We start from the raw sequence: 20,945 nt of genomic DNA on the forward strand, positions 1-20,945 counted from the left end.
GGAAAATTCCGGAGATCGGCAGGAACTGCGCCCGCCCGGTTCGATTGCCGGACGGCGGGGTATCGCGCGTGTTCACCCGCCTTGGCGCGGCACGCCGTCGTGAAAAAGACGCCGCCGGACCGTCGAACTGATCGACAATTCCTTCGCCGGCACCCCTCGCATGCTTGCGTAACCCGGGAACCCGGCCCAGCTCGCGATCCCGGCCGCGGAGTCTTCCCGGTCGGCAGTGGTGGCGCCGAACAGGGCCACGGATCGATTTCGGCTGCCGGGCCGGCGCGGTGAAAAGTTCGTCGTGAAAAGTTTCCGGCTCGGCACCCGATCAGACAGAAAGGTGATTTCTCGCGCGTTGCCTGATCAGCGTTTTGTGGTGATCGTGGTGACCGGCAGGCCGAACCGGCGCTCGGCCTGGTGTGGCAGGTCGGCCCGGAGCCAGCGCGAGGCGCGCCGGGGCAGCGTGGCCACGATGATCTCGTCGAACTCGCGGCCCGCGAGCACCTTCTCGATGGCTTCGAGCGGCTGGGCGCTCCCGAGGCCGCCGTCCGCCTGGACCTTCCGGGCGGCGAGGTCGGCGAGCACTTGGTCCAGCCGTTGCCGGGCCTGCGTGGTCGCCTCCTCGTCGGAGGCGGGCCGGCCGAAGTCCAGCACGACGCTGGGCATCGGCATCAAGCCACCGGCGGCGGGCACCGTGTGGTACTGCGCGGCGGCGGTGTTCGGGACGAGCACGTAGAAGGAGCTCGGCCCCGCCTCGATCCTCTTGTGGAGCTCTTTCTGCAGCTCCGGACCCAGCAGGGTCTGGTTCGCGACCACGAGGTAACTACGCATGACGACCACCCACCCGGTCAGCCCTTGACACACTGTGCAATCTCATGATAGGTCGCCGCACCTACCGCGGTCTACGGGCGAAGGGCCGCAGCGGTCGCGGTAGAGCCGACGTGGAACCCACGCGCAATCCGGGCCAAGATGTCCACAAAGGACTCCCCGGTCGAGAATCCCGGCCGGCGCCTGGAACCCGCCTGGCTCACCGCACATGGGACAGGTCCGCGGCGCCCACGAGGCCGGCCTCGTTGCCCAGCTCGGCGATCCGTACCTTCGCGGCGGGTCGGTGTCCGCGGCCGGTGAGGTTCTTGCGGAAGACGGCCTCCGTCGGCGCGCGCAGAATCTCCCCGGCCTCGCACACGCCGCCGGCGATGACGAACATGCCCGGGTCGAGGATCGCGGCCAGCGCGGCCATCCCGCGCCCGAGCCACTTGCCCAGCTCGTCGAAGCAGTTCAGGGCGGTCACGTCGCCCGACTGCGCAGCCTCGGTGACGAGGTGGCCGGTGATGCCCGCCGGACGTCCGCCGGCGAGCCGCAGCAGCTCCTGGGCCATCGAGGGCGCGACCGTCGCCTGCTCCTGCGCCTCGAGCACCAGCGCACGCCCGCTGCCGTACTGCTCCCAGCAGCCGTGCAGGCCGCATCCGCAGCGCCGTCCGTCGGGGACGATGGTGAAGTGCCCGATCTCGGCGGCCAGCCCGAAGCGGCCCCGGTAGAGCTTCCCGTCGAGGACGACCCCACCGCCGATCCCGGTCCCGATGGTCAGGATGACGACGTGGCTCTCGCCGCGGGCGGCGCCGAACCGGGCCTCGGCCCACGCGGCGGCGTTCGCGTCGTTCTCCACGATCACCGGCACGCCGAGCCGGTCCTCCAGCGACTCCCGCAAATGCTCGTCCCGCCAGGCGAGGTTCGGCGCGAACATCACGGTCGACCGCTTCTCGTCGACGAACCCCGCCGCGCCGAGACCGACCCCGACCACGGTGTACTCGCTGGTCAGCTCGCGAACGGCGTCGGCGATGGAATCCTGGGTCTTCGACGGGTCGTCGGCGGGCGTCGGACGCCGGGTGCGCGCGACGATGTGCCCGCTCTCGTCGACCACCCCCGCGGCGATCTTGGTGCCCCCGATGTCGACGCCGATGGCGAGGGTCCCCTCGGCGGCCTCGTGCAGGGGCCGGGGAACCGCCTCCGCCGCCGGGCTGCTCATGGCGCCCGCCCGGTCAGGACGTGGCGGCCGAGCGCCGCGACGTCGATCTCGTCGAGGGAGGTCACCACGAGGTCGGCCCGCGCGGCCGCGAGCAGCGCCTCGTCGTCGGCCCTGGCGATGCCCAGCGCCGCCATCCGGCCGGCCTTCGCGGCCTCGATGCCACTGGCCGCGTCCTCGACGACGAAGCAGTCTTCGGGGGCGACGCCGAGCTCGGCCGCGCCGGTCAGGAAGATCTCCGGATGCGGCTTGCCGTGGGCGAAGTCGCGGCCCGAGATGTCCGCGTCGAACGAGTCGAGCAGGCTCAGTCCGGGCGTCACGAAGCCGGCGGAAAGGCCGTTCTGCGCGGCGAAGGTGTCGAGGCGGATCTGCCGGAGGAAAAGCCCGGCGTTCTTCGACGACGACGCGGCCGCGGTCGGGATGCCCGCGGCCTTCACCGCGAGGACGAAGCGCAGCGCGTCGGGATAGGCCTCGAACTCGCCGGCCTCGATGAGCTTGATGACCATTTCCTGTTTGTGCGCACCGTAGAGCTCGACGCGCGCCTTCGCGTCGGGCACCTCGAAGTACTCCAGAGCGGCCAGCGCTCCGGCGGCCCGCGGTTTGCCGGACATCACCTGCTGGTAGACCTGCGGAGTGAAGCGGTCGTCCGACCACGTGGTCCGGTCGCGGATGTCGGCCCACTCGGTCTCCATCAGCTCACGCAGCGAGTCCTTCCATGCCCGCTCGTGCGGGGAGTCGACGAGCACGCCGTCGACGTCGAAGATCGCGCCCTCAAAGCCTTTCGCCATGGTGGCTCCCTTCCGCGTGGCCGGCATGGCTCGCCACCGCCGCCGGCGCGGGCTCGGCGGACACGGTGAAGACCCGGCTGTCCCCCGCCCCGAGCTCGTGGACCTCGTCCCCGACGCCGACGAAGACCGGCCCGCGGAAACCCTGCGGGAGCGCGAAGACGGTCAGCTCGTCGCCCGTGATCGACACCCGCAGCGGTACGCCGCGGTACTGCATCGGGAAAACCAGGCCGTCGAGCCGGTTGAGCTGGGTCGGCGCGAAGAACAGGACGCCGTCCCGCACGGCGCTGCCGACGTAGTAGCGCTGCAGCAGGTCCAAGGTCCCGGACATGACACCCATGTGGATGCCTTCCTTCGTCGTTCCTCCTTGGACGTCACCGATGTCGCTCTCCAGCGCCACGATGAACCGATCCCAGGAACTCTTCGGGTCCAGTGCGGCGAGCACGCCGGCGTGGGTGACGAGACTCAGCGTCGAACCGTGGGAGGTGCGCCGGTCGTAGTAGTCGATCGTGCGCCGGGCCAGCTCCGCATCGTGCTGGTAGCCGAGCCGGTGGAAGAGCGTGCGCAATTCCTCGCCGGAGAACAGGAAGAACAACATGACCGCGTCGGCCTGCTTGGCCAGTTTGAACCGGTCGGGATCTTCGCCCTCGGCCTTGAGGATCCGGTCCAGCCGCTGGATGTTCGCGTGCTCGGCCCGGTAGTGCTCCCAGTCGAGCTCGTCGAGGTCCTGGTAGCCCTCGAACTGGCTGATGACGCCGTCCGGGTGGAACGGCACGTACATCTTGCGGCTCATCTCGTCCCACGTGCGCAGCTCGTCATCGGTCAGGCCGAGGCGGGCGCTCAGCGCGGCGCGGCGGCTGGCCGGCAACAACCTCAGCACCCGCGGAGCGGTGCCGGAGATCCAGGCCACCATCACGTTGGTGTACGCGTTGTTGCGCAAACCGCCTTCTTCGCTGCCGGGATGGCGCTCGTGGAACTCGTCGGGTCCCATCACGCCGTGGATCTCGTAGCGGTCGCGTTCCGGGTTGTACCGCGCGATCGAGGCCCAGAACCGCGCGATCTCGAGCATCAGCTCGGCGCCGTAGTCGCGCAGGAACTCCCGGTCGTCGGTGGCCTGGTAGTACTGCCAGACGTTGTAGAAGATGGCCGCGTTGACGTGCCGCTGGTTGTGGCTGAGGTCGGGGTCCCACGAACCGGAGAGCGGGTTGAGGTGGACGACCTGGGTCTCTTCGGTGCCGTCACTTCCGCTCTGCCACGGGAACATCGCGCCGCGGAAACCCGCTTCCCGCGCGGCGGCACGCGCTTCGGCGAGCCGGCGATAGCGGTAGAGGAGCAAGCTGCGCGTGATGGTGGGCAGCCGGAAGTTGAGGAACGGGTAGATGAAGAGCTCGTCCCAGAACACGTGCCCGCGGTAGGCCTCGCCGTTGAGCCCCCGGGCCGGGACACCCGCGTCGTGCCGTGCGGTGTGCCGGGAGCAGACCTGCAGCACGTGCGCCACGTGGAACCGCAGCAGCAGCTCGACCCGGGGTTCCCGCGGGAGCTCGAGATCGGACACCGCCCACAGCTCCCGCCACGCCGACGCGTGTTCCACGAGTGCCTCGGCGAAGTCCGGGTAGCGCAGGACGCCCCGGCCCGCGGCCGCCAGCGTCTCGGTGATCGCGTTGTCGTGCGAGGTGAACAGCGACACCATCTTCTCGACCCGGACCGGCCGGCCCCGCGCCACATCGAAGGTGATGACCTGCTGGATGTAGTCGTCCATCTGATCCAGGGCTCGCTCCACCGGAAGCTGCTCGTCGTCGAGGAAGACGCGGGTGCGCGCGGCCTCGGTGACGTAGATGTCCGACTGCCGGGTCTGCACCTTCAGCGCGATGGTCTCCGGACCGAAAGTACGCGGAGACACCGGGTCGAGGTGCCGTCCCTCGAGCTCGCGGTAGCGGGCGACCTGCTGGTTGGTCACCCGGCCGTCGAGCCCGGAGATCACCTCGACGCGACCCGACCAGTTCTCGGGCGTCAGCGTCCACTCGATACCGGCCTGGTGGCTGTGGGCCATGCTCACGAACCTGCGGCTGCGCAACGTCGTCTCCCGGCCGGCGCGGTCGCGGAAGCGCAGGACCCGTTGCACCATCGCGAGCCGGATGTCGTAGGAGTGCTCGTAGGAGATCAGGTCGACGTTGCCGAGCCGGATCGCCTCCTCGCCCTCGATGCGCAGCTTGAGCACCAGCCAGTTCGGCAGGTTGACCAGGTCCTCGTTCTGCACCGGCCGGCCCCCGAGGATGGTGGTTTCGCGGTTGAAACCACCGTGGGCGTAGGTGCCCGGATAGTGGATCTTGTCCGCGTCCTCCCACTCGGCCGCGCCGCGGGTGCAGAAGTACCCGTTGCCCGTGGACGTCAGCGACTCCCGCAGCCCTTCGGTGCCGGGATCGAAGTGGTCGTAGACGACCACGCAGTCGGATTTCCGCTCGTCTCGGGGTTCGCCCTCGCCGACGGCCAGAGTGGACAGCAGCTGCGCCACCTCTTCCGGGGAGGAGAGCGCGAAGTCGGCCGACGTGCCGCGATCGGCCACCTCGGGGTCGGCGGCCCGTCCGACGAAGATGCCGACGCCGCCGCGATCGGCCAGTGCCCGGAAGGCGTCCTCGTCGGTGATGTCGTCGCCGAGGTAGATCGGGACCACGTCCGGCGAGTCCAGGTGCAGGGCGCGGAGCAGGTGGAGGACGGCTTTGCCCTTGTGCCAGTCGATCTTGGGCTGAAGCTCGTAGACCATCTTGCCCGGCGTCATCTTCAGCCGATCCGGATGCTCGGCGAGGAGTGTCTCGACCACGGTGGTGATCCGCTGCCGCCCGTCCGGGTCGACGAGCCGGTAGTGCACCGCGACCGAGGCCTTCTTCGGTTCGATCACCACGCCCGGGATCGAGCCGGTTTCGGTGCGCAGGCGATCGGTGACCTCGCCGATGACGTCCTCGAACCCGCTCGCGGCGTCGTGGTGGATCTCGCCGGCGGCCGGGCTCCAGATGTCGAAGCCGTGGCTGCCGGCGACCACGAGGTCATCGATTCCCATCAACCGCTGCACGTCGAGCCGGTCACGCCCGCTGACCACGCAAACCGGGCAGCGCATCGCCAGCGCGCGCACCGTTTCCCGCATGCGCTCGGAGATCAGGGCGTCCTCGGGGTGGTCCACGATCGGGGCCAGCACACCGTCGTAGTCGAGGAACACCGCGGGGCGCCGGCCGGCCAGCCGCTCGGCGAACCGATCACCGTCACGCAGCGCGTGGGGAAGTTCCCGGACTTTCGACGTCGGCTCGGTCATGGTCAGGCCATCTCCTCCAGCTCACGCCCCTTCGTCTCCTTGACGAACTTGAACACGAAGAAGATCGACAGGAAGGCGAAGAAGGTGTAGACGCCGTAAGCAAGTCCGAGCCCGACGTCCGACAATGCCGGGAAGGTCGTGGAGATGGCGAAGTTGGCCAGCCACTGCGCCGCCGCGGCGACGGACAGGGCCATCGCGCGGATCTTGTTGCTGAACATCTCACCGAGCAGGACCCACACCACGGGGCCCCACGTCGCGCCGAAGAACACGACGTAGACGTTGGCGGCGATGAGCGCGATCGGCCCGGCCGAACCCAGGTCCGGCGTGCCGTTCACGACCGGCGCGGTGCCGAAGAGCAGGGCGAGGACGCCGAGACAGACGAACTGGCCGATCGAGCCGATGACCAGCAGCGGCTTGCGGCCGATGCGGTCGACCAGCGCGATGGCGATGACCGTGGTGAGGATGTTGGTCACCGACGTGATCACGGTGATCGCCAGCGCGTTCTGCTCGCTGAACCCCACCGCCTGCCACAGCACCGAGGAGTAGTAGAAGATCACGTTGATGCCGGTGAACTGCTGGAAAATCGACAGCCCGATGCCGATCCAGACGATCGGCAGCAACCCCAGCCTCGGGCCACGGACGGTCACGAAGCCGGTGCGTTCGGTCTTTCCCCTGACCGTCCGGATGATCTCCGTGATCCGCGCGTCGACGTCTCCGCCGACGAACCGCCGCAGCACCTCGGCCGCTTTGGCCAGCTGCTCCTTCTGGACCAGGTGCCGCGGTGACTCCGGGATCGTCAAGGCCAGCAGGCCGTAGGCGAGGGCGGGAATCAGCAGCGACAGGAACATCCACCGCCACGTCGCGAGGCCGAACCACAGCGGATCCGACGCGCCGCCCGATCCGGCGACCAGTGCGTAGTCCACGAGCAACGCCACGAAGATGCCGGACACGATGGCCAGCTGCTGCAGCGAGCCCAGCCTGCCGCGCAGGTGCGCCGGCGAGATCTCCGCGATGTAGGCGGGAGCGATCACCGATGCGGCACCGACGCCGAGACCTCCGACCAGCCGCCAGAACGCGAGTTCCCAGATCGAGAACGAGAAGCCGCTGCCCACCGCGCTGATCGCGAACGCGATCGCCGCGAGCCACATGACGCGGATCCGGCCGTAGCGGTCCGCGATCGCGCCCGCGAACCAGGCGCCGATCGCGCAGCCGATCAGCGCCGCGGCGACCGCGAACCCGAGGACGAAGGGCGACGCGTTGAAGGTTTCCCCGACCGCCTTGACCGCGCCGTTGATCACCGCGGTGTCGTAGCCGAAGAGGAAACCGCCGAGCGCCGCCGTCGCGGCGACGAGCACGGTGCGCCCGGTACTCGGGGTGGGATAGCTGACCCGATGCGCAGGATTGCCCAGCTGCCAAGGGGGTTCGCTCGACGGTGGCGGTTCCTCCGGTGTGGTCCCCATGTGGACCTCCCCCGCGCGAGGGTCTCCGAGGCAGGCTGCGCTCGACGGCTCCCTCACGCCTCTCTCCAGAGTGTGTCCTGGTTCACATTCCGTCAAGAGGGCCGTCGCCCGCGTAATTTGCACCCGGCGGCCGGTCGTGCCGGAGCCGACGGCCGAGGCTCGCTCGGTTCGCCTGGTCCGGGTGAGGCCGGACCCGGGCTCTGCCCCGGATGCTGCACTGGTGGGGAGGTTCGAGCGGAAACCATTGCCGAAGCAGGACGCTCGCGGTACGCGGCGCGTCGTGCACGCCGCTGACCTGCGCATCGAAGCGTGGGGACCGACGCGGGAAGCGTGTCTGGCGGAAGCCGTCCGGGCCCTGGTGGAGAGTTTCGCCCGGACCCGGCTGCACCGCGGGTCCACGGCCTGGTCGTTCGAGGTCTGCGGCGCGACCGACGGTTCGGTGCTGGTCGCGTTGCTCGACAAGGTCATCCTCATGATGCGGACTCGGTGCCTGATCCCGGTCACCGCCGAGGGGATCGTCGTGGACGGCTCGACGGTGCGGCTGCGCTGCCAGATGACCGACCTCGGCTCCGTCATCCCGACCGGGGCGATTCCGAAGGCCGTGTCCCGGCGGGAGGTCCGCTGCGAGCGCACCGAACGCGGCTGGCGGTGCGCGGCCCGGATCGACGTGTGAGCCGCCGCGAGGTCAGGCGGCTCCGCGCCGGGCCTGGAAAATCACCAGTGCGGGCCGCGCGTGGCTGCGCGCAACCGTTCGTCCCGTAAGGCGTCGACCTCCGGCAGAGCCAGCGGGGCCGGCGGGGTGCCGAGCACCCATTCCAGGAGCCGGTCGGCCAGCGCCGGGTTGCGCGCCAGCACCGGGCCGTGGAGGTAGGTCGCCAGTACCCGGCCGGTGCCCGCGCCCTCGGTGCCGTCCCCGTTGCCGACGCCGGCGCGGACCGAGCCGAGCGGCCAGCTGCCGGGGCCGACGAGCGTGCGGCCCAGGTGGTTCTCGAAGCCGGTGAGGGGTTGTGCCGTCAGCTCGGGTTGGACGTCGACGACGATTTCCCCCACCGCACGCCGCCGTCCCGGAGCCGACACCACGTCGAGCAGGCCCAGCCCGCGGTGGGAGACGGTGTCGGGCGTCGTGAAGGTCATGCCGAGGACCTGAAGCCCGGCGCAGACGCCGAACACCACGGCACCACGCGTGACCGCTCGCTGCAGTCCGGGGTGCCCGTGCAGGTCCGCCGCCGCGAGAGCTTGGGCGTCGTCTTCGCCGCCGCCCAGCAGGTACAGGTCGAGCGAACACGGCACCGCCTCGCCGTGGCGGGTCTCCGTCACGCTCGCGGCGATGCCCCGCCACTGCAATCGCCGCCGCAGCACCTGGGCGTTGCCGCCGTCGCTGTAGGTGCCGAGGATGTCGGGCAGCAGCACCCCGATCCGGACGGCCGACTCAGCCATCGCCGAGCTGCCGCCGGAGATCACGGAAAGCCGTGTAGTTCGCGACGAGCTCGACCGGGCCGGGCGCCGGCAGTGAGGCGACCGCGGCGAACGGACTGGGACAGAGCGTGTGCCGCACCTCGGCGTAGGTGAGGCGGACGGCCAGATCGGTCGCCCGGTCGCCGGAGGCCACGACCTGGCGTCCGCGCAGCTGCTCGAACCGCACGTCCCACAGCCACGACATGTCCCGCCCGTCGGCCTCACCGCTGTTCACCGCGATCACGACCGGCGACCGGGAGTCGAGCAGCGGCAACGTTTCCTCCCAGCACGCCGGGTTCTTCGCCAGCATGACCCGCACACTGCGCCCGGACACCCAGGCCTGGCGGTAGCGGCCGGCGACGTCGGCGATCGGGCGCAACTGCGCGACGGCCACCTCCGGCGAGACACCGAGCCGCGCGGCGGTGGCGACCGCGATCGCGGCGTTGGCGGCGTTGGCCCGGCCCGGCAGGCGGAGGCCGAGCTCGATCTTCGAGCCCGCCGCGGTTTCCACCGCATCACCGGTCAGTGTCCACAACGGATCCGGCCGGGCAAGACCACACGCACAGTGCCAGCCGGTGGTTTGCCGCACCACGGCTCGGCCGCAGCGGGCGCAGGCCACGGCGTCGGCGTGCCATCGCCCTCCCGCGCCGACCCACACGGGGTGCGCGGAGCCCAGCGCGGCCGAGGTGACCAGCGGATCGTCGCAGTTGGCGACCACGGTCGTGTCCGGCAGCGCCGCGGCGATCGCCCGCAACGCCCGTTCGGTCGTCCGGACCTCGCCGACCCGGTCCAGCTGGTCCCGGCTGAGGTTGAGCAGCACGAGGCACGCCGGGCGCACCTGCGCGGCAACGGCGGGCACGTACGTCTCGTCGACCTCGAGAACCGCCAGGGCGGCCCGATGCTTGCCCACCAGGGCGGCGACCACCCCGTCGGTCATGTTCGCGCCGTCGCTGTTCGTGGCGACCTCGCCCAGCGTCCCCAGGATCCGGCTGAGCATGAGCGCGGTGGTGGTCTTGCCGTTGGTGCCGGTCACCAGCACCACCGTCCGACCGCCGCCGATCCGGCTCAGCACGCGAGGATCCAGCGCGAGTGCGATCCGCCCGCCGATGACGCCGCCGCTGCCGAGGCCCATGCCCCGCGACATCGCCGCACCGAGCCGCCCGGCCGCCACCGCCAGCCACGTCCGCACCGGCAGCCGCCGCGGCACGCCCGGCACGACGGCCGGCGCACCGACGGCACACGATGATTCGGGGCTCACGCACGGCCTCCTTCGCGCTTGGTCGCCGTCCCCCTCGTCCGCCTTGGCCGGGCGCTGAGACGACGGCACGTCCGATGCGAACCGGGCGGCGTGTTCGGTTGACCCACCAGCGTACGTCGGGACGCATCGGTGCGCGTTCGAGAACGGACGGCGGGCGCTGTCCTAGTTGCCCTGTTTGTCCGTAATGGCCGCGGACTTGCCGCCGTGTGCCAACCCGCGATCGTCCTTCACGCGGTGAATCACTGGCGAGGCGGCATTTTCAAACCGGGGCTGGAAGCGATCGGCTGCCGGTGAAAGGACGATGGCCCCCTGCTCGATCGCTCGTAGCGACCGCAGGTGCAGGAGTCACGACCCAGCTTCGCCGGCTCCGGGCCGCACTGCCCTCAGTGGACGAACCCCGGAACCAACCCGAGAGCAGGAACCACCACCCCCGTGCACACCGTCATGGAGACGACGTTGCCGACGAACGGGTGGATCGTGGCGGGGAGCCGGCGGGAGGTGTACGCCGCGAGGGGTGGGGCGAGGATCGCGCCCAGGATGGCGCCGGCAGCGATGGACGGGGCGGTCGGGCCGTACGTCAGGACGACGGCGGGTGCGACGGACACCAGGGGGACGAAAGTCGGGTACCAGCCGTGGCGGGCCCACTGGCGGTGGTAGAGCAGGACGGCGAGCGTGGAGGTCAGGACCTGCGTGGTGAGCAGCGCCGGGAGCAGCGCGGTGCCGTGGACCGGAGTCAGCGGGTTGAGCAGGTAGGTGAGCAGCGTGCCGGCGAGCAGGCCGGCCGAGCTGATTTCGTTGCCGTGGAACGGGGCTTCGGTGAAGTCGGCCAGGACGCGGCGGAGGACCCACGCCGGTCCTTGGCGGGGCGGATCGACCGGGCCGGGTGCCGGTGCCGGCCGGTGGGGGAACCACGGCAGGTTCCGGCACAGGGGAAACGCGAGCAGCGCACTGAGCCACATGCTGCCGGCCGTGCCGATCGAGGTGGGCAGCCCCAGGGGGTAGCACACGAACTGGACGAGCCCGATCGCGATCGGCGTCGTCAGCGCGGCGCCCAGGACGGCGCCGGTGAGGGCCACCCGCCAGCCCGGCCCGTAGAGCAGCACGACCGAGGGCGGGATGGACACGAACGCGACGAACGTCGGCTGCCACGCGCCCGTGGCGGGGATCGTCCAGCCCCACGCGAGGTTCGACAGCAGCAGCCCGAGCAGTGCCGAGCCGGTGAGCCACGGCCACACCCCGGTGCGGGCGGCGATCGGGAACCCGGCCCAGCGGCGCCGGCGCGTCGCGGCGACGTGGGCGAGCCAGCCGCCGGCGAGCAGGCCGAGCCCACCGAGATCGGTTTTGAACGACTGCGCCTCGGTCGTGTCGCCGAGGCACCAGCGCAGGAATGAAGGAAGCCGGGAGTACGCCCGCTCCTGCCACCCGTCGTAGCCGGGAAGCAGGTGCGGCAGCGAGCCGCCGACCGCCGAGAGCAGGTAGGCGAGACCGGCCGTCACGGCCACGAGCGCACCGCCCGCGAGCCAACGGCCCAGCGCGCGTCCGGCCGTGGGCGCGGGGAGCTGGGTGGTCATGACGCCGGTGATCGGCGACCGGCCGAGAAACGTGCCACCGCTTTCCTCACCGACCCGGTTCGCTCCACCCCGTTGGTCCGTCCGGCCCGAAGCCGGGGACGAAACCTCGTATCCGCGTGATTCCGGTGTCCGTCCTTCGCGACCGAGCAGGAACCGTTGTCCCACCACGGCTTCCCGGCGGGCTCCGCCAGTCTGCCGGGAGTGGCGAACCGGGCTGCAGAGCGAAAACCGACCGGGTTCCCACAGATCCGGACATCGGTTCGGCACCGGGAGCCCTGGATGCCACGCTTCGGGCAACCCGGCGCTTCGGCAACCGCGCGCCGGGTTCGACGATTGAGAGGTCAGGACCGTGCCCAGCTCGAGGAACGTGGTGTTCGTCGTCTTCGACGGGGTGAAAAGCCTGGACGTGGCCGGGCCGGCCGAGGTCTTCGCCGAAGCGAACCTCTTCGGGGCGGACTACTCACTGTCCTATGTGTCACCTTCGGGCGAAGCCGTGGCCACCTCGACCGGGTCGACCATGCCCGTCGACGGTCCCGCCGACAGCGTGACGCGCGCGGACACCGTCGTGGTCTGCGGTGGCGACGTCCTCGTCGGCGCCCCCATCGATCCCGAGCTCGTGGCCGCCATCCGGGTGCTCCGCGAGCGGACCCGCCGGCTCGTCTCCATTTGCACGGGTTCCTTCGCCCTGGCCACCGCCGGCGCGTTGTCCGGGCGCCGGGCAACCACCCACTGGCGCCACGCGCGGCTTTTCGCCCGGGCGTTCCCCGACGTCGACGTGCACCCGGACGCGCTCTTCGTCGAGGACCGGGGGGTGTTCACGTCGGCGGGGGTGTCCGCCGGGATCGACCTCGCCCTGGCCCTGGTCGAGGCCGACAACGGTCCCGACCTCGCGCGAGCCGTGGCCCGGAACCTCGTCGTGTTCATGCAACGTCCCGGCGGCCAGTCGCAGTTCTCCGCCCCGCTGGAGATCAAGCCCGCCCGGACGCCGACGCTGCGAGACGTCGTCGATCTCATCTCCGCGGATCCCGGTCTGGATCACAGCGCCGGCCGGCTCGCCGACCGGGTCGGGGTGAGCACCCGGCACCTCATCCGGCTCTTCCAGGCGGAGTTCGCCATGACGCCGGCGAGGTACGTCGAGAAGGTCAGGCTCGATCACGCGAAGTCGCTGCTGGATTCAGGACACAACGTCGAAGAGGCGGCGGCGGGTGCGGGGTTCGGCAGCCCGGAGACGATGCGCCGCACCTTTGTGGCCCGGTTGGGGCTCTCGCCGAGTCAGTACCGCGACCGCTTCAAGAGCACGGGCAGGTCGTAGAGCCCGTCATCCGGCCGCGAAATTCAGGACCAGACGGAGGGCCTTGCCCAGCGGTTTCGGAACGAGCAGCGCCATCCGGCCGTCGGGCAGTTCTTCGGCGTTCCGGCGAGCCAGCGCCGAAAGAGTGCGGTGGATGTCGTGGGACGGGTACAGGGCGTAGGCCTGACCGATGGCCCCGGGCGGCAGGTGCCACCTGCGGATGCCGGCGAGATCGGCCATGGCACCGCCTTGGACGTAGTAGCCGATCGGGTCCGTGGACCGGTCGAGACCGGGTGTCGCGTGCGCGACCACGGCATCGGCGGCTTCGAGGGCTCGGCGGCGCGGCGCGCCGGCGCGCTCGAAAACCTCGAGGACGGTGTCCGCCGACCGCCGGGTGAAATCCTCCCCCGGCACGCTGACGAGCATTCCCGAGTCGTGCAGCAGTGCCGTCACGAAGAGAAGTTCCGCGTCGACCTCAGTCTGGTCCGCCTGGGCCAGCGCGGTTCCGAGCAGCCAGGTCCGGTAGCCGTGGAAGAGAAGCGTGGTGCCTTGCTTCTTGGCCGTCTCCACGGCGGTGCTCGCGACTTCGGTGTCGGGAAACTCCGGAACGAGCGGTTCCGCCGAACGTGGCCGGTTCATCGGCCACGTGAGGAAACCGCCGATCGTCTCCAGGACGAATTTCCGCATGCCGGCGCGGACGGTGGACCGCTCGGCGCGGGTCAGCACGCCGTTCGTTTCGCAGACCCAGGCGTAGCCGGCCATCGCCGAGGTCGATCCACTTGCTGCGTCGCCGCTTGCGCACACGAGGGGCTCCAGTGAGACGGGGGTTTCTGCTTCCACTTTTCGTGCTCGGCGAAGACCCGGCCAGGCGGTGAGTGACCGGCGTCCCACACATTCGGACCCGACTGAGCCGGACCGGCGAGATGGTCCGATTCCGTCCGGATCTGGGGGATTTTCGTCGGCTTCCGCTCTTCAGTGCCGTGCGGGGCACGCAGACGCTGGAGCTGATCAACTCGACGCCACCACCGGAGGCACCGCACTTGACCCGCGAACTGTTCACCGACGAAGAACTCGTATCGTTCAAGGCGGCGCAACGTCTCGCCTTCGACGCGGTTGTCGCGATCGAAGCCGAATTGCACGAAGGGATCACCGAGCAGCAGGCGGCCGGAAAGCTCGAGCGCTGGCTGCGCGCGCGTGGCGTTTCCCACTTCTTCCACTACGGCTTCGTGTGGTTCGGCGAACGTACCCGATTCAGGGACTTTCCGCCTCTTCCGCGCCGGGCCCGGGACCTCCTCGAGTCCAAGACGGCCCGGGGCAGTGGAACCTACCGGCCGAGCGGTCGCCGGCTGGCCCACGGCGACGCGGTCATCCTCGATGTCGGCCCCATCCATCGGGGTGGCGCGGCCGACATCGGGCACTCCTGCACGCTCGGCGAGCCGACGGAGGAATTCCACGAAACCCGAATGGCGCTCGCCGCCTTTCGCCCGATGATTCTGGAGCTGGTACGCAAAGGCGACACCCAGGCCAGGATCGACAAAGCGGTGGACGAGTACACCCGAGATCACGGTTATGTGAACATCCACTCGATGTACCCCGGTTCCGCGATCGCGCATCGCGTCGGCCGGGTGCCCGGCCTGCGGCTGCCGACGTTCAACGTGAAGGGGTTCAGCCCGCAGACCGTCGGCTACCTGGCCGGCGACATCGTCGGATCGGCCCTGCGCCTGGACGTTCGCTCCGCGCCCTTCTGGAAGCCGAAGTCCGACCGGCCGTGCGAGCCGGGGTTGTGGGCGTTCGAGCCGCACATCGGCCGCGGCGAGGTCGGCGCCAAGTGGGGCGAGGTTCTCGTGGTGACCGAGGACACCGCCTACTGGCTCGACGACGACCTGCCGCACGTTCGGTATTGGGCTGACCACGGTGTCGCCCAGGACCTTTCCTGAGCGGCGACAGCACCGGCCGCTTTCCGCACTTCACCGTTCCCCCTGGAGAAACACCATGACTTTTCGACGATTCTTCTTTGCCGCCGGTGCTGCCGGAGGATGTCGCGGCCCTGGCGGCCGTGGTGGCGGGTTCGGTTCTGCTGCCGGGTGACGTGGGATACGACGATGAACGCGCCGTTTTCAACCTGAACCACGAACTGGTGCCCGCGGTGATCGTGGTGGCGCAGAACGCGGCCGATGTCCAGGCCGCGGTCGCGTTCGCGGCGGACCGGCATCGGCCGGTTCTGGTGAAGACCACCGGCCACCAGATGGTCGGCACGGCATCCGGTGCTGTTGTCATCTCGACGCATCTGATGAACGAGGTGGTGATCGACACTGCCGGCCACAAGGCCCGGGTCGGTGCCGGGGCGTTGTGGGCCGAGGTCGTCGCGGAGGCGGCGAAGGCCGGGTTGGCCCCGCTCAACGGGTCCAACCCCACGGTGGGAGTCTCCGGTTACACCCTGGGCGGCGGCCTCAGCCCGACCCTCGGCCGCTCGCACGGCTACGCCGCCGACCACGTGCTCTCGCTCGAGGTGGTGACCGCGGACGGCGAACTGCGCCACGTCGACGCCGAGTCCGAACCCGAGCTGTTCTGGGCGCTGCGCGGCGGAAAGGGCAACTTCGCCGTGGTGACCGCGCTGGAGTTCGCCTTGTTCCCGGTGCCCCGCCTCTACGGTGGCGGCCTCTATTTCCCCGGTGAGCGGATGGCCGACGTGCTGCGCGCGTGGACCGCCTGGCATCCGGGCACCCCGGAGACGATGATCTCGTCCTTCGCCGTGCTGCGCCTGCCACCGCTGCCCGAGCTGCCCGAACCGCTGCGCGGCGCGTTCACGGTGTCCTTGCGGTTCGCCTACACCGGCACGGCCGAGGACGGCGAGCGCCTGGTGGCTCCACTGCGGACAGTGGCTCCGGCGATCCTCGACACCGTGCGGGACATGCCCTACAGCGAGGTCGCGTCGATCCACAACGAGCCGACCGAACCGTTGCCCTACTACGAGCGGGGCATCATGCTGCGCGAGTTCCCCGAGGAGGCACAGGAAAAGCTGATCGAGCTCGTCGGCCCGGAGTCCGGCACCACCATGTGGATCGCCGAACTGCGCGCCCTGGGCGGGGCGTGGGACCGCGAGCCGGCCGTGGCCAACGCCGTGGCGACCAGGGGCCTGCCCTACAGCCTGCTGGGCGTCGAGGTCGGTCCGCTGTCGCAGGAAAAGCAGCTCAAGGAGTCAGTCGCCGCCCTGCTCGACGGCATGGCCCCTTGGCAAAGCGACCGGCGGCTGGTCAACAACCTCGCCCCCGAGGAAGCGCCCGACGCCGCCGTGATCTACGGACCGGAACGCTACCGACGCCTCGCGGCCGCGAAGTCGAAATACGACCCGGCCAACATGTTCCGGATCAACCACAACGTGGTGCCGGACCGGCTGAACAGCCGATCGGCCGAAAGTCCCCGTGCCCTTTGAGGTGACGGTCACTTCGCCCGGGCCTGTCGCGCCCGACACACTCGGCCCCACTGCGCGGATGTCGTCCTATATTCAAATGTACGTACATTTGAGCGCGCCCCCGGACCGGGACCCGGCGCGCAGCGCAGCCAGGAGGAGCACTATGTCCACTGTGGACTCCACGCACTTCGATCTCGTCGTGATCGGATTCGGCAGAGGGGGCAAGACACTGGCCGCCGCGATGGGGCGGCGCGGCCGCCGCGTCGCCGTGATCGAGCGGTCGGCGCAGATGTACGGCGGTACCTGCCCCAACGTCGGGTGCGTGCCCACCAAATCGCTGATCCACCACGCGGAAACCGGTACCGGGCACGGCGAAGCGGTCGGCAAGACGCGGAACCTGACGACGAGGCTGCGCGGCATCAACTTCTCCACGCTCGACTCGATCGAGTCCGTCACCGTCCTCACCGGACAGGCCGCGTTCGTCGACCCCAAAACGGTGGAGGTCAGCGCCGGTGACGACCGCCTGACCGTGACCGGCGACACCATCATCATCAACACCGGGGCCGAGCCCGTCCTGCCCGCGATCCCCGGGCTCGCCGGCAGCACCCGCGTCCACACGAGCACCGACCTCATCGGGCGGGACAACCTCCCGCGCCGGCTGGCCGTGCTCGGCGGTGGGCACGTGGGCATCGAGTTCGCGTCGATGTTCGCGCAGTTCGGCAGCGAGGTGACGGTGCTCGACCGCGCGCCGCGCATCCTGGGCCGGGAGGACGACGATGTCGCCGCGGCCGCGGAACAGGTGCTGGCCGACACCGGGGTCCGGTTCGTCCTCGGCGCCGAGGTCACCCGGCTGTCGGAGACGGCCGAAGGCGCCCGTCTCGACTACCGCCAGGGCGGCGACGACGGCACGATCGTCGTCGACGCGGTGCTGGTCGCGGCCGGCCGCAAGCCCGCCACCGAAGGCCTCCGCCTGGACCTCGCGGGCGTGGCGACCACGGCCGGCGGCGCGGTCGAAGTGGACGATCGGCTGCGCACCGGCCAGCCCCACATCTTCGCGGTCGGCGACGTCAAGGGCGGGCCGCAGTTCACCTACGTCTCCCTCGACGACAGCCGCATCGTCGCCGACCAGCTCACCGGCCCCGGCACCCGATCCACCGCCGACCGCGCCCACATCCCCTACGCGCTCTTCCTGACGCCCCCCTTGGCCCGGGTGGGACTCACCGAACAGGACGCGCGCGAGCAGGGGTACGCGGTGAAGGTGGCGGAAAAAGCGGTCGCCGACATCGTCGCGATGCCGAAAGCGAAGATCCTCGGCGAGACCCGGGGCCTGATGAAATTCGTCATCGACGCGAAGACCGACCGGATCCTCGGCGCCGCTCTGCTGAGCGTCGACGCCCAAGAGCTGATCAACCTGGTCACCCTGGCCATGCGGCACGGCGTCACCGCCACGGATCTGCGCGACGGGATCTACACGCACCCGTCGTCGACCGAGGCGTTCAACGAAGTGCTGGCCGCCACGCGCAGCTGACGCGGCCGGGCGGAACCCGCCAACCCCGCCCGCCGGCGCGATTCCCGGCGCCGTGATCCCCCGCTCGCTGATCCGGTGGGTCCCGGCGACACACCGGTTGCGGGGCAAGGATCCGCGCTGACCCGTCCCGCTTCGTCCAGGTCAGGTCTGTTGCAGCGCCGAGAGAACAGCGCGCAGGTGGCGGCGCGTCGCGTCGGCGGCCCGGTCCGGGTCGCCGTCGCAGATCGCGGAGATGATGGCGAGGTGCTCGGCAAGGGATTCACGAGCCCGTCCCGTCCGGGTGGTGAGGCGGAACCGGTGCAGCACGGACTGCGCGCGCAGGCGTTCCAGGATGCGCGTCGCCGTGTGGTGGGCGCTGAGCCGGCGCACGAGGGTGTGCAGCTGGTGGTTGAGCTCGGACTGCCGGGCCAGATCCGCGTCGTCGACGGCGTCGCTCATGGCGTCGGCCAGCGCCTGCAGGGCACCTCGCTCGTCAGCGTCGGCCCGCGTCGCGGCGAGCGAGGCGCACAACGGTTCGAGCATCAGGCGCACGTCGCAGATCTCGACGGCCTCGTCCAGCGACACCGCGCGGACGCGCGCGCCCCGGTTGCGGACGCGCTCGATCAGCCCTTCGTTCATCAGTTCCAGCAGCGCAAGCCGGACCGCGCTGCGGCTCGCGCCGAACTGGTCGGCCAGGTCGCTTTCGACCAGCCGCTGGTTCGGCACGAACTCGCCCCGCAGGATCGCGTCGCGGATGGCGTCGCTGACCGCGGGGGCCGACGCGGTCGCGGGGTCCGCCGTCTCAGCCCGCACGCGACATCACCGGCTCGCGGGCAGGTCTCGGCAGTTCCCGGATCCGCGCAGCCGCACCGCTGCCGTGTTCACCCAAGCCGATCACCTCGTCGAAACGGAATTCCACGCGGCCCGGCCGCCCGCGTCACGAAGCCGGCGTGCGACCGAGCGTGGTCCGGGGCAGGCCGCCCAGCTCGCTGAGCTTCTGCAAGGACCCGACCAGGCTCGAGAGGTGAGCCCGCATCGCGGCCTCGGCCCGGTCCCCGTCCCCCGAGGCGACCGCCTCGATGACGCTGACGTGCTCGGCGAGCCCTTCCTCGATCCGCCCCGGCAGCAACGACACCTGGAACTGGTACCGCACGCTGGGGTAGCGCAGCCGTTCCAGCACCTCGGTCGCCGTCCGCTGGTCACCCAGCTCGCGGATCACGTGGTGCGATTCCTGGCTGATGTCGTTGTAGGCGGCGATGTCACCGGCCTTCACCGCCGCGCGCATCGCCTTGGCGAGCTTCTGGAGGCGGCGCCGGTCTTCCGCACCGATCACCGACGCGGCCTTGCGCGCGCACAGCCCCTCGACCACGGCGCGCACCTCGGTGATCTCGATCGCCTCGCGCAGCGAGATCGGCCGCACCGACGCGCCGCGGTTGCGCTCGCGGATCACGAGGCCCTCGTTCTCCAGCATCACCAGGGCCTCGCGCACGCTCCCGCGCGACGATCCGAACGTGGCCGCGAGATCGACCTCGACGAGCCGCTGGCCGGGAAAGAGCTCGCCGTGGACGATGGCGGTCCGCAACCGGTCGACGAGCGTTTCTCGGTTTTCCACAGGCGGCCGCCCTCCTTTCAAGGCCGGCCGTCCAGCCGGATCGTTGCCATTTTACCCTAACAGGATCGTTGGCAATCTGAGTGGACGATCGGGTGTTTCACCGGCCGCTCAGTGCGGTTCGTCCTGCGCGTCGACCACCGACAAAGCCCGCCCGGGCACCGGGACCGACACCTCGTCGCCGGGACGCACGTCCGAGTGCCGGGCCGACCGGCACTCGATGCGCTCGTCGCCGACCGCCACGATGTGCCGGATGCACTCGCCCTCGAACGACTGGGCGACCACGGTGCCGGACAGTTCGTTCGCCCCCGCCGACCCGGGGGCGCCGTCGGCGCGACGCCGCGGTTCGAGGTCTTCCGGGCGTAGCACCAGGACGACGTCGGTGAGCCCGGCCGGCACCGCTTCGTCGAGCACGAGCTGGCCGACGTCCGTGAGCACCGTCCGGCGGCCCGAGCCGTCGTCGATCTTCGCCGGGAGCAGGTTCGGCGACCCGATGAACCGGGCCACGAACAGGTTCTGCGGGTGGTCGTAGATCTCGCGCGGGGTGCCCTGCTGCATGATGCGCCCGCCGCTCATGATGGTGATCACGTCGGAGATCGCCAGCGCCTCGGCCTGGTCGTGGGTGACGTAGAGGGTGGTCAGCCCCAGTTCGCTCTGCAGCCGCTTCAGTTCCAGGCGCATCGACGCGCGAAGCTGCGCGTCGAGGTTGGACAGGGGCTCGTCGAGCAGCAGCAGGCACGGCCGGCCGACCATGGCGCGGGCGAACGCGAGCCGCTGCTGCTGGCCGCCGGAGAGCTTCGTGGCCGACCGGTCGATGGCCTCGCTCAGCCCGACCGACTCCAGTGCCGCCACCACCAGCTTGTCGACCTCGGCCTTGGGCCGCTTGGCCCGGCCCACCCGCATCGGGAACGCGACGTTCTGGCGCACGGACATGTGCGGCCAGATCGCGTAGGACTGGAACACCATGCCGAGCCGGCGCCGGTCCGGCGAGAGGTCCACGGACCGCTCGGCGGAGAAGAGCGTGTCGCCGCCCAGCTCGATCTCGCCCGAGTCCGGGTGCTCGAGCCCCGCGACCGACCGCAGCAGCGTGGTCTTGCCACACCCCGACGGCCCCAGCAGCGTGTGGAACTGCCCCTCCTCCACGCGCAGGCTCACCCCGCCCAGCGCGGGACGGTGCTTGCCGGCATCGACCCCTCGCCGCCGCAACCGGGCGGATGAGGCGGGGTCGTACTTCTTCACCACGTCGTTGATCTTGAGCATCGGTTCGACCGCCTTGGGT

17 protein-coding genes are annotated in these 20,945 nt (G+C 70.4%); 5 read left to right on the top strand and 12 right to left on the bottom strand.

All coding sequences use genetic code 11. The features are described 5' to 3' along the window. Positions 1 to 354: 354 nt before the first annotated feature. The 5 genes from ACQPXB_RS28435 to ACQPXB_RS28455 all read right to left on the bottom strand — a co-directional run bounded on the left by ACQPXB_RS28435 (position 355) and on the right by ACQPXB_RS28455 (position 7,563). Entirely contained in the window at positions 355 to 822 is a 468-nt protein-coding gene (locus ACQPXB_RS28435) for a hypothetical protein (protein ID WP_366588876.1), read from the bottom strand. A gap of 196 nt (positions 823 to 1,018) precedes the next feature. Then, on the bottom strand, positions 1,019 to 2,017 hold the full coding sequence (locus tag ACQPXB_RS28440) for an ROK family glucokinase (RefSeq protein WP_366588873.1): 999 nt from the start codon (positions 2,015 to 2,017) through the stop codon (positions 1,019 to 1,021). Continuing rightward, positions 2,014 to 2,802, bottom strand: a complete 789-nt coding sequence (locus tag ACQPXB_RS28445) for an HAD family hydrolase (protein WP_366588870.1) — start codon at positions 2,800 to 2,802, stop codon at positions 2,014 to 2,016. The genes ACQPXB_RS28440 and ACQPXB_RS28445 overlap by 4 nt, the downstream gene beginning before the upstream one ends. Then, positions 2,786 to 6,103 (bottom strand): trehalose-phosphatase, encoded by a 3,318-nt coding sequence (gene otsB / locus ACQPXB_RS28450; RefSeq protein ID WP_432845063.1) that lies wholly within the window; start codon positions 6,101 to 6,103, stop codon positions 2,786 to 2,788. The genes ACQPXB_RS28445 and otsB overlap by 17 nt, the downstream gene beginning before the upstream one ends. Before the next feature lie 2 nt (positions 6,104 to 6,105). Beyond that, positions 6,106 to 7,563 (bottom strand): sugar porter family MFS transporter, encoded by a 1,458-nt coding sequence (locus ACQPXB_RS28455; protein WP_432845064.1) that lies wholly within the window; start codon positions 7,561 to 7,563, stop codon positions 6,106 to 6,108. 280 nt (positions 7,564 to 7,843) lie between these two features. On the opposite strand from ACQPXB_RS28455, the gene ACQPXB_RS28460 reads away from it, so the two are divergent. Beyond that, the gene (locus tag ACQPXB_RS28460) at positions 7,844 to 8,236 is read left to right on the top strand and encodes an archease (protein ID WP_432845065.1); all 393 of its coding nucleotides are present in this window, start codon (positions 7,844 to 7,846) and stop codon (positions 8,234 to 8,236) included. 41 nt (positions 8,237 to 8,277) lie between these two features. Here the strand turns inward: ACQPXB_RS28460 and ACQPXB_RS28465 are convergent, their stop codons facing one another. From ACQPXB_RS28465 to ACQPXB_RS28475, 3 genes are all read right to left on the bottom strand, one after another. Further along, a complete protein-coding gene (locus ACQPXB_RS28465) occupies positions 8,278 to 9,000 on the bottom strand; it encodes a type 1 glutamine amidotransferase (protein WP_432845066.1) in 723 nt (240 codons plus the stop codon). After that, positions 8,993 to 10,276: a MurT ligase domain-containing protein gene (locus tag ACQPXB_RS28470; protein ID WP_432845067.1), complete on the bottom strand. Its 1,284-nt coding sequence runs from the start codon at positions 10,274 to 10,276 to the stop codon at positions 8,993 to 8,995. Before ACQPXB_RS28470 ends, ACQPXB_RS28465 begins: the two co-directional genes overlap by 8 nt. A gap of 383 nt (positions 10,277 to 10,659) precedes the next feature. After that, positions 10,660 to 11,847, bottom strand: a complete 1,188-nt coding sequence (locus ACQPXB_RS28475; protein ID WP_432845068.1) for a hypothetical protein — start codon at positions 11,845 to 11,847, stop codon at positions 10,660 to 10,662. Positions 11,848 to 12,196: 349 nt separating this feature from the next. On the opposite strand from ACQPXB_RS28475, the gene ACQPXB_RS28480 reads away from it, so the two are divergent. Continuing rightward, the gene (locus ACQPXB_RS28480; RefSeq protein ID WP_366588848.1) at positions 12,197 to 13,159 is read left to right on the top strand and encodes a GlxA family transcriptional regulator; all 963 of its coding nucleotides are present in this window, start codon (positions 12,197 to 12,199) and stop codon (positions 13,157 to 13,159) included. Positions 13,160 to 13,165: 6 nt separating this feature from the next. Here ACQPXB_RS28480 and ACQPXB_RS28485 read toward each other — a convergent pair whose 3' ends face one another. Next, a complete protein-coding gene (locus ACQPXB_RS28485) occupies positions 13,166 to 13,900 on the bottom strand; it encodes a hypothetical protein (protein ID WP_432845069.1) in 735 nt (244 codons plus the stop codon). Positions 13,901 to 14,118: 218 nt separating this feature from the next. Between ACQPXB_RS28485 and ACQPXB_RS28490 the strand changes: the two genes are divergently transcribed. From ACQPXB_RS28490 to ACQPXB_RS28500, 3 genes are all read left to right on the top strand, one after another. Next, complete coding sequence (locus ACQPXB_RS28490; RefSeq protein WP_432845071.1) at positions 14,119 to 15,075, top strand: M24 family metallopeptidase; 957 nt, start codon at positions 14,119 to 14,121, stop codon at positions 15,073 to 15,075. 86 nt (positions 15,076 to 15,161) lie between these two features. After that, a complete protein-coding gene (locus ACQPXB_RS28495) occupies positions 15,162 to 16,571 on the top strand; it encodes an FAD-binding oxidoreductase (RefSeq protein ID WP_432845073.1) in 1,410 nt (469 codons plus the stop codon). 142 nt (positions 16,572 to 16,713) lie between these two features. Further along, the gene (locus ACQPXB_RS28500) at positions 16,714 to 18,078 is read left to right on the top strand and encodes an FAD-dependent oxidoreductase (protein ID WP_432845074.1); all 1,365 of its coding nucleotides are present in this window, start codon (positions 16,714 to 16,716) and stop codon (positions 18,076 to 18,078) included. 141 nt (positions 18,079 to 18,219) lie between these two features. On the opposite strand, the gene ACQPXB_RS28505 is transcribed toward ACQPXB_RS28500, so the two are convergent. The 3 genes from ACQPXB_RS28505 to ACQPXB_RS28515 all read right to left on the bottom strand — a co-directional run bounded on the left by ACQPXB_RS28505 (position 18,220) and on the right by ACQPXB_RS28515 (position 20,926). Further along, the gene (locus ACQPXB_RS28505; RefSeq protein ID WP_432845075.1) at positions 18,220 to 18,870 is read right to left on the bottom strand and encodes a GntR family transcriptional regulator; all 651 of its coding nucleotides are present in this window, start codon (positions 18,868 to 18,870) and stop codon (positions 18,220 to 18,222) included. 124 nt (positions 18,871 to 18,994) lie between these two features. Then, complete coding sequence (locus ACQPXB_RS28510) at positions 18,995 to 19,669, bottom strand: GntR family transcriptional regulator (protein ID WP_366583681.1); 675 nt, start codon at positions 19,667 to 19,669, stop codon at positions 18,995 to 18,997. A 108-nt stretch (positions 19,670 to 19,777) separates the two neighbouring features. After that, the gene (locus tag ACQPXB_RS28515) at positions 19,778 to 20,926 is read right to left on the bottom strand and encodes an ABC transporter ATP-binding protein (protein ID WP_432845076.1); all 1,149 of its coding nucleotides are present in this window, start codon (positions 20,924 to 20,926) and stop codon (positions 19,778 to 19,780) included. Positions 20,927 to 20,945 lie beyond the last annotated feature (19 nt).

Source organism: Amycolatopsis sp. CA-161197 (assembly GCF_050942255.1).
GTDB lineage: Bacteria > Actinomycetota > Actinomycetes > Mycobacteriales > Pseudonocardiaceae > Amycolatopsis.

What these genes read in the sequence shown, in the direction of transcription:
- ACQPXB_RS28435 (WP_366588876.1), bottom strand. Translation starts at nt 822, where the DNA reads ATGCGTAGTTACCTCGTGGTCGCGAACCAGACCCTGCTGGGTCCGGAG.
- ACQPXB_RS28440 (WP_366588873.1), bottom strand. Translation starts at nt 2,017, where the DNA reads ATGAGCAGCCCGGCGGCGGAGGCGGTTCCCCGGCCCCTGCACGAGGCC.
- ACQPXB_RS28445 (WP_366588870.1), bottom strand. Translation starts at nt 2,802, where the DNA reads ATGGCGAAAGGCTTTGAGGGCGCGATCTTCGACGTCGACGGCGTGCTC.
- otsB (WP_432845063.1), bottom strand. Translation starts at nt 6,103, where the DNA reads ATGACCGAGCCGACGTCGAAAGTCCGGGAACTTCCCCACGCGCTGCGT.
- ACQPXB_RS28455 (WP_432845064.1), bottom strand. Translation starts at nt 7,563, where the DNA reads ATGGGGACCACACCGGAGGAACCGCCACCGTCGAGCGAACCCCCTTGG.
- ACQPXB_RS28465 (WP_432845066.1), bottom strand. Translation starts at nt 9,000, where the DNA reads ATGGCTGAGTCGGCCGTCCGGATCGGGGTGCTGCTGCCCGACATCCTC.
- ACQPXB_RS28475 (WP_432845068.1), bottom strand. Translation starts at nt 11,847, where the DNA reads ATGACCACCCAGCTCCCCGCGCCCACGGCCGGACGCGCGCTGGGCCGT.
- ACQPXB_RS28485 (WP_432845069.1), bottom strand. Translation starts at nt 13,900, where the DNA reads ATGGCCGGCTACGCCTGGGTCTGCGAAACGAACGGCGTGCTGACCCGC.
- ACQPXB_RS28500 (WP_432845074.1), top strand. Translation starts at nt 16,714, where the DNA reads ATGTCCACTGTGGACTCCACGCACTTCGATCTCGTCGTGATCGGATTC.
- ACQPXB_RS28515 (WP_432845076.1), bottom strand. Translation starts at nt 20,926, where the DNA reads ATGCTCAAGATCAACGACGTGGTGAAGAAGTACGACCCCGCCTCATCC.